This is a genomic window from Pseudomonas protegens (genome assembly GCF_003732485.1).
GTDB lineage: Bacteria > Pseudomonadota > Gammaproteobacteria > Pseudomonadales > Pseudomonadaceae > Aquipseudomonas > Aquipseudomonas protegens_B.
The window spans coordinates 1-6,953 of record NZ_MOAK01000048.1 but is presented as its reverse complement, the minus strand read 5'-3'; the positions used below and the strand labels follow the sequence as shown (position 1 = coordinate 6,953).

Below are 6,953 nucleotides of genomic sequence, written 5' to 3'. Positions count from 1 at the left end.
GCAGAAAGGTGAAAAAATCACCATGCTGACCTGCTATGACGCCACCTTTGCCCACACCTGCTGTGAAGCCGGCGTCGAAGTTCTGCTGGTCGGCGACTCCCTGGGCATGGTCTTGCAAGGGCACGACAGCACACTGCCCGTGAGCAACGCCGACATGGCCTATCACGTCGCAGCGGTCAAACGCGGCAACAACGGCGCATTGATCCTCGCCGACCTGCCCTTCATGTCCTATGCCACCACCGAACAGGCCCTGAGCAGCTCAGCCCAGTTGATGCAGGCCGGTGCGCACATGGTCAAGATCGAAGGTGCCGCCTGGCTGGCCGACTCGGTTCGCCAGTTGAACGAACGGGGCGTCCCGGTCTGCGTACACATGGGGCTGACCCCACAAACAGTGAATGTCCTGGGCGGCTACAAGGTCCAGGGGCGTAACGAGAGCCAGGCGCGGCAGATGCGTGCCGATGCCATTGCCCTGGAGCAGGCCGGTGCCGCCATGTTGCTGCTGGAGTGCGTCCCCAGCGAACTGGCGGCGGAAATCACTCAGGCCGTGAAGATCCCGGTAATCGGCATCGGTGCCGGTAGCGCCACCGACGGCCAGGTGCTAGTGCTCCACGACATGCTGGGCCTGTCCCTGAGCGGTCGCTCGCCCAAGTTCGTGAAGAACTTCATGGCCGGCAAAGACAGCATCCAGGCGGCGTTGAGTGCCTATGTCGAAGCGGTCAAGGCCGTTACTTTCCCTGGCGCCGAACACGGGTTCTCTGCATGAATACAGTCAAAACCGTGCGCGAATTGCGCGCTGCGGTCGCACGCGCCCGCAGCGAAGGCAAGCGGATCGGCTTCGTACCCACCATGGGCAACCTGCACAGCGGTCACGCCGCCCTGGTGGCCAAGGCCGCCCAGCGAGTGGATTTCGTGGTTGCCAGCATCTTCGTCAACCCGCTGCAGTTCGGCGCCGGCGAAGACCTCGACAAATATCCGCGTACCCTGACCGCCGACCAGGAAAAACTGCTCGAAGCCGGCTGCCACCTGCTGTTCGCTCCCAGTGTCGAAGAGATGTACCCCGACGGCATGGCCGGACAGACCCGGGTCAGCGTGCCACAGCTGTCCGAAGGCCTGTGCGGCGCCAGCCGTCCCGGGCATTTCGAAGGCGTGGCCACGGTGGTCAGCAAGCTGTTCAATATGGTCCAGCCTGACCTTGCGGTCTTCGGTCAGAAGGATTACCAGCAGTTGGCAGTCATTCGTGCCCTGGTGCATGACCTGAACATGCCGATCCAAATCATCGGCGAGCCGACGGTGCGTGCCGCCGATGGCCTGGCCCTGTCCTCGCGCAATGGCTACTTGAGCGCAGAACAGCGCGCCATCGCCCCGGTGCTGTACCGCAGCCTGAGTCAGATCGCCCAGGCCATTCGAGATGGCGAACGTGACTATCCGACGCTAGTGGCCGAGCAACAGCAACAGCTCGAAGCGGCCGGTCTGCGCCGGGATTACCTGGAAATTCGTCATGGTCAGAACCTGCGCCCCGCCACAGCCGAGGATCGTGATCTGGTGATTCTGGTGGCGGCTTACCTGGGTGCGACACGATTGATCGACAACCTGCATCTGGACCTCGATACACCGGCATGAACGCCGGATTGCCCGAACGCCAACCTTCGGGCAAACTGCCGCCGGCTGGGGCCTGCAGCTAATACTGCAGGCCCTGTTCGAGGGGCCGACCAGGAGTCTCCCATGCGTGCCATCTTGCCCGGGGTGAAAGCGATCTGCTCAACTTCAAACCTCGCAGGCTGTAGATGCCCCCGGCAATGAGCTGAGCCCTAAAGCCATGGGGTCCCCGTTGAGGTTACCCGAGTCCAACCCCGTTTATTCCCGCTGAAAGCCCCCCCATGCAGCCCTGATTGGCCCCGCTGGTACAAAATAGTACCGGCCACAAGTCGGACAAAGCCGAGACAGAACAGCACGCTGGGGTTACTGTTATCGCCCTGGGTGATTAATCGAATCAGCACAGGGCTGAACGAACGAGGTCCTTGAGACCGCGCAGGACGTTCCGGGCTTCTCAGTGTCCAAAAGGCAGTTCAAGCAAAAGGAAAACCGCAGCGATGGCGTACTACCGCACTCCTCACGACGTTACCGCTCTGCCCGCCTGGCAAGCGTTGAAAGAACACCGCCAAGCCATGCAGGATTTCAGCATGCGCGAAGCCTTCAATGCCGATCCACAGCGCTTCAGCCAATTTACCCTGAGCAGCTGCGGACTCTTTCTCGACTACTCGAAAAACCTGATCACCAGCCAGACCCGCGAACTGCTGGTGAATCTGGCCAAGGAAGTCGGTCTGGCCGATGCCATCAAGTCCATGGTTACCGGTGAGCTGGTCAACGCCTCCGAAGGCCGCCCAGCGCTGCACACCGCGCTGCGCCGTCCAGTGGGCGACAAGCTCTCGGTCAATGGCGTCAACGTGATGCCCGAAGTACACAAGGTACTGAACCAGATCACCGAACTGGTAGGACGCATCCACGATGGCCTGTGGCGCGGCTACACCGAGAAGCCCATCACCGACGTGGTCAACATCGGTATCGGCGGCTCCTTCCTCGGCCCGGAACTGGTATCCGAAGCGCTGTTGTCCTACGCCCAGAAAGGCGTGCGCTGCCACTACCTGGCCAACATCGACGGTAGCGAGTTCCATGAGCTTTCGGCGAAGATTCGTGCAGAAACCACCCTGTTCATTGTCTCTTCGAAGTCCTTCAACACCCTCGAAACCCTGAAGAATGCCCAAGCGGCGCGGGCCTGGTACCTGGCCCAGGGCGGTTCCGAAGCCGAGTTGCATCGCCACTTCATCGCCGTGTCGAGCAACAATGCCGCGGCAGTGGCCTTCGGTATTCGTGAAGAGAACATCTTCCCGATGTGGGACTGGGTTGGCGGTCGCTACTCGCTGTGGTCCGCCATCGGCCTGCCGATCGCCCTGGCCATCGGCATGTCCAACTTCAAGGAACTGCTGTCCGGTGCCTACACCATGGACCAGCACTTCCAGAGCGCACCGTTCGAACAGAACATGCCGGTACTGCTGGCCCTGCTAGGTGTGTGGTACGGCAACTTCTGGGGCGCGCAAAGCCACGCGATCCTGCCGTACGACCACTACCTGCGCAACATCACCAAGCACCTGCAGCAACTGGACATGGAATCCAACGGCAAGAGCGTGCGCCAGGACGGTACTCCGGTGGCCACCGATACCGGCCCGGTGATCTGGGGCGGCGTAGGCTGCAACGGTCAGCACGCCTATCACCAGTTGCTGCACCAGGGCACCCAACTGATTCCGGCCGACTTCATCGTGCCGATCGTCAGCTTCAACCCGGTGGCCGACCACCACCAGTGGCTGTACGCCAACTGCCTGTCCCAGAGCCAGGCGCTGATGCTGGGCAAGACCCGCGCCGAAGCCGAGAGCGAGCTGCGGGACAAAGGCCTGAGCGAAGCCGAAGTGGCGAAACTCGCGCCGCACAAGGTGATTCCCGGCAACCGTCCGAGCAATACCCTGGTGGTGGAACGCATCAGTCCGCGGCGCCTGGGTGCCCTGGTAGCCCTGTACGAACACAAGGTCTTCGTGCAAAGCGTGGTCTGGGGCATCAATGCCTTCGACCAATGGGGCGTGGAGCTCGGCAAGGAGCTGGGCAAAGGCGTCTACAACCGCCTGGTCGGCAGCGATGAAACCCTGGCCGACGACGCATCGACCCAAGGCCTGATCAACTACTTCCGCGGCCGTCACCGCGGCTGATCGACCTTGCCTTCCCAGGAGCCGGCCAAAACCGGCTCCTGTCCGGGTCACGGCCCGCCCCCCTTGAACCTTCCCGGCACTTGTGCGCACCCTTATGACTTGTCGCAAAACAAGAATAAGGAACCGTCATGTTCGATATCAGCACTTTTTCGAAAGCCGATGCCGTCCGCCGGGCGGCGCAAATGAGTCAGGACGACTACCACCACCTCTACCGCCAATCCATTGAGCAACCAGATGTGTTCTGGGCCGAGCAGGCCAAGCGTTTCCTGCATTGGAGCAGCCCCTGGGACAGCGTACACAGCCACGATATCCGCACCGGTGAAGCCAGCTGGTTCCGCGGTGGCCAGCTCAACGTCAGCTACAACTGCATCGATCGTCATCTGGAAAAGCGCGGCGATCAGGCCGCGATCATCTGGGAAGGCGACAATCCTGCCGACTCCCTTGCCATCACCTACAAAGAACTTCACGGGCATGTCTGCCGCCTGGCCAACGTGCTGAAAAGCCGTGGCGTGAAAAAAGGCGACCGGGTGTGTATCTACATGCCGATGATTCCCGAAGTGGCCTACGCCATGCTCGCCTGCACCCGGATCGGTGCCGTGCACTCGGTGGTGTTCGGCGGCTTCTCCCCGGAGGCCCTGCGCGACCGGATTCTCAACGCCGACTGCCGCACCCTGATCACCGCCGACGAAGGCGTGCGCGGCGGCAAACAGATTCCCCTCAAGAACAACGTCGACAAGGCTCTGCTCAGTTGCCCGGACGTCAGCAGCGTGGTGGTTGTCGAACGCACCCGTACCCCGGTGAACTGGGTAGAGGGCCGCGACATTCCCTACCAGCAGGCCGTGACCGCGGCCAGCGACCAGTGCGCGCCCGAGCCGATGGACGCCGAGGACCCACTGTTCATCCTCTACACCTCCGGCAGCACCGGCAAACCCAAGGGCGTACTGCACACCACCGGCGGCTATCTGCTGCAGGCCGCCATGACCTTCAAATACGTACTGGACTACCGCGACGGCGAGGTCTTCTGGTGCACCGCCGACGTCGGCTGGGTCACCGGCCACAGCTACATCCTCTACGGCCCCCTGGCCAACGGCGCCACCACGCTGATCTTCGAAGGAGTACCCAACTACCCCAGTACCTCGCGTTTCTGGGAAGTGGTGGACAAGCATCAGGTGAACATCTTCTACACCGCCCCCACCGCCTTGCGGGCCCTGATGCGCGAAGGCAACGACCCGGTACAACGCACCTCCCGAAGCAGCCTGCGTCTCTTGGGCAGTGTTGGCGAGCCGATCAACCCGGAAGCCTGGGAATGGTATTTCAATATCGTGGGCGAGCAGCGCTGCCCGATCGTCGACACCTGGTGGCAGACCGAAACCGGCGGCATCATGCTCAGCCCCCTGGTCAGCGCCCAGCAGATCAAACCCGGCTGCGCCTCGACCCCGACGTTCGGCGTACAACCTGTGCTGCTGGACGACCAGGGCAAGGAAATCCAAGGTGCCGGCAGCGGCATCCTGGCCATCAAGGCCAGTTGGCCGGCGCAGATACGCAGCGTCTACGGCGATCCCAAGCGCATGATCGAAACCTACTTCGCGCCCTATCCCGGCTACTACTTCACCGGTGACGGCGCGCGCCGGGACGAGGACGGCAGCTATTGGATCACCGGGCGCATCGATGATGTGATCAACGTCTCCGGGCACCGCATCGGTACTGCCGAAGTGGAAAGCGCCCTGGTGCTCCACGACGACATCGCAGAAGCGGCGGTGGTGGGCTATCCCCACGACCTCAAGGGCCAAGGGATCTATGCCTTTGTCACGCCGATGCAAGGCATCGAACCCGACGAAGAACTGAAAAAGGAACTGCTGGCCCTGGTCAGCCGTGAAATCGGCAGCTTTGCCAAACCGGAGTTGATCCAGTGGGCTCCGGCCCTGCCAAAAACTCGCTCGGGCAAGATCATGCGGCGTATCCTGCGCAAGATCGCCTGCAACGAACTGGATACCTTGGGGGACACTTCGACCCTGGCGGACCCCAGTGTGGTGGACGGACTGATCGCCAAACGCCTGAACGCTTGAAACCTGCGCGGCCACGGCCGCGCCTTTTTTCACTACCCGCACCGAGCTGTCATGGAATTCATTCGCAGCCGTATCGAAAGCCAGGTCATGAGCTTGTCTGGCCTCTCCCTGGGGCAACTCGACCTGGAGCATCCCAAGGGCGACCCCGGCCTGTTCGGGCCGGGGTCGGTCAGTTGGCAGGTACATGCCGACTTCAGCAGCATGCTGATCGGCGGCATCAGTGCTTTGCTGATGCAAGCCCTGCACCCCCTGGCCCTGGCCGGGGTCTGGGACCATTCGAACTTTCGCCAGGACATGATCGGCCGCCTGCGCCGCACCGGCCAGTTCATTTCCGGCACCACCTTCGGCTCCCGTCAGGACGCCGAGTGGCTGATCGAAAAAGTACGCACTATTCACCTGCATATAGTGGGCACCGCTCCTGATGGCCGTCCTTATGCCGCCAGCGATCCGACGCTGCTGACCTGGGTGCATGTGGCGGAAGTCAGCAGTTTTCTCGCCGCTCACCTGCGCTACCTCAACCCTCGCCTGTCAGGGGCTGACCAGGACCGCTACTACGACGAGATTGCCCTGATCGCCGAACGTCTCGGCGCCCGGGATGTACCCCGCTCGCGGCGGGCGGTGGCCGACTACCTGCAGGCTATGCGTCCCCAATTGCTGTGCGACGAGCGCAGTCGTGAGGTTCTGCGCCTGCTACAGGCCGCGCCCGCTCCCAGTCGCCTGGCCAAGCCCTTTGGCTCATTGATGATGCAGGCCGGTATCGACCTGCTACCGGAGTGGGCCAGCGCCATGCTCGACGTCAATCAGAACCCGCTGCAACGCCAGCTGATTCGAGCCAGCGTCAAACGCAGTACGCCGATGCTGCGCTGGGCGGTGCGGGACAGCTCAGTGCATCGAGCGAAACGACGCATGGGTCTGTAGAAACCGACCGCTCGAGCACAACACGACCGGCCGGTTCGCGATTGGCCGGTCCCCGGGGTTGTGTGCAACCATGATTTTCCGCACTGCAAACGCCTGCGCGGGCCACTTCACGAGCCCCACGCGTCGCAGCTCCCCGCCACCGAACATAAGGATTCGATCATGCAAGACGTCGTCATCGTTGCCGCCACCCGTACCGCCGTGGGCAGTTTCCAGG

5 protein-coding genes are annotated in these 6,953 nt (G+C 62.4%); all 5 read left to right on the top strand.

Going from position 1 to position 6,953, the window contains the following annotated elements; genetic code table 11:
- The coding region (gene panB / locus BLX41_RS11900; RefSeq protein ID WP_123725033.1) for a 3-methyl-2-oxobutanoate hydroxymethyltransferase at positions 1-763 on the top strand (763 nt) is incomplete at its 5' end.
- A complete protein-coding gene (gene panC / locus BLX41_RS11895; protein WP_123725032.1) occupies positions 760-1,620 on the top strand; it encodes a pantoate--beta-alanine ligase in 861 nt (286 codons plus the stop codon). The genes panB and panC, both read left to right, overlap by 4 nt.
- Positions 1,621-2,090: 470 nt before the next feature.
- The gene (gene pgi / locus BLX41_RS11890) at positions 2,091-3,755 is read left to right on the top strand and encodes a glucose-6-phosphate isomerase (protein ID WP_123725031.1); all 1,665 of its coding nucleotides are present in this window, start codon (positions 2,091-2,093) and stop codon (positions 3,753-3,755) included.
- A 128-nt stretch (positions 3,756-3,883) separates the two neighbouring features.
- Positions 3,884-5,821: an acetate--CoA ligase gene (gene acs, locus BLX41_RS11885; RefSeq protein ID WP_123725030.1), complete on the top strand. Its 1,938-nt coding sequence runs from the start codon at positions 3,884-3,886 to the stop codon at positions 5,819-5,821.
- Positions 5,822-5,872: 51 nt separating this feature from the next.
- A complete protein-coding gene (locus BLX41_RS11880) occupies positions 5,873-6,739 on the top strand; it encodes an oxygenase MpaB family protein (protein ID WP_123725029.1) in 867 nt (288 codons plus the stop codon).
- Positions 6,740-6,953 lie beyond the last annotated feature (214 nt).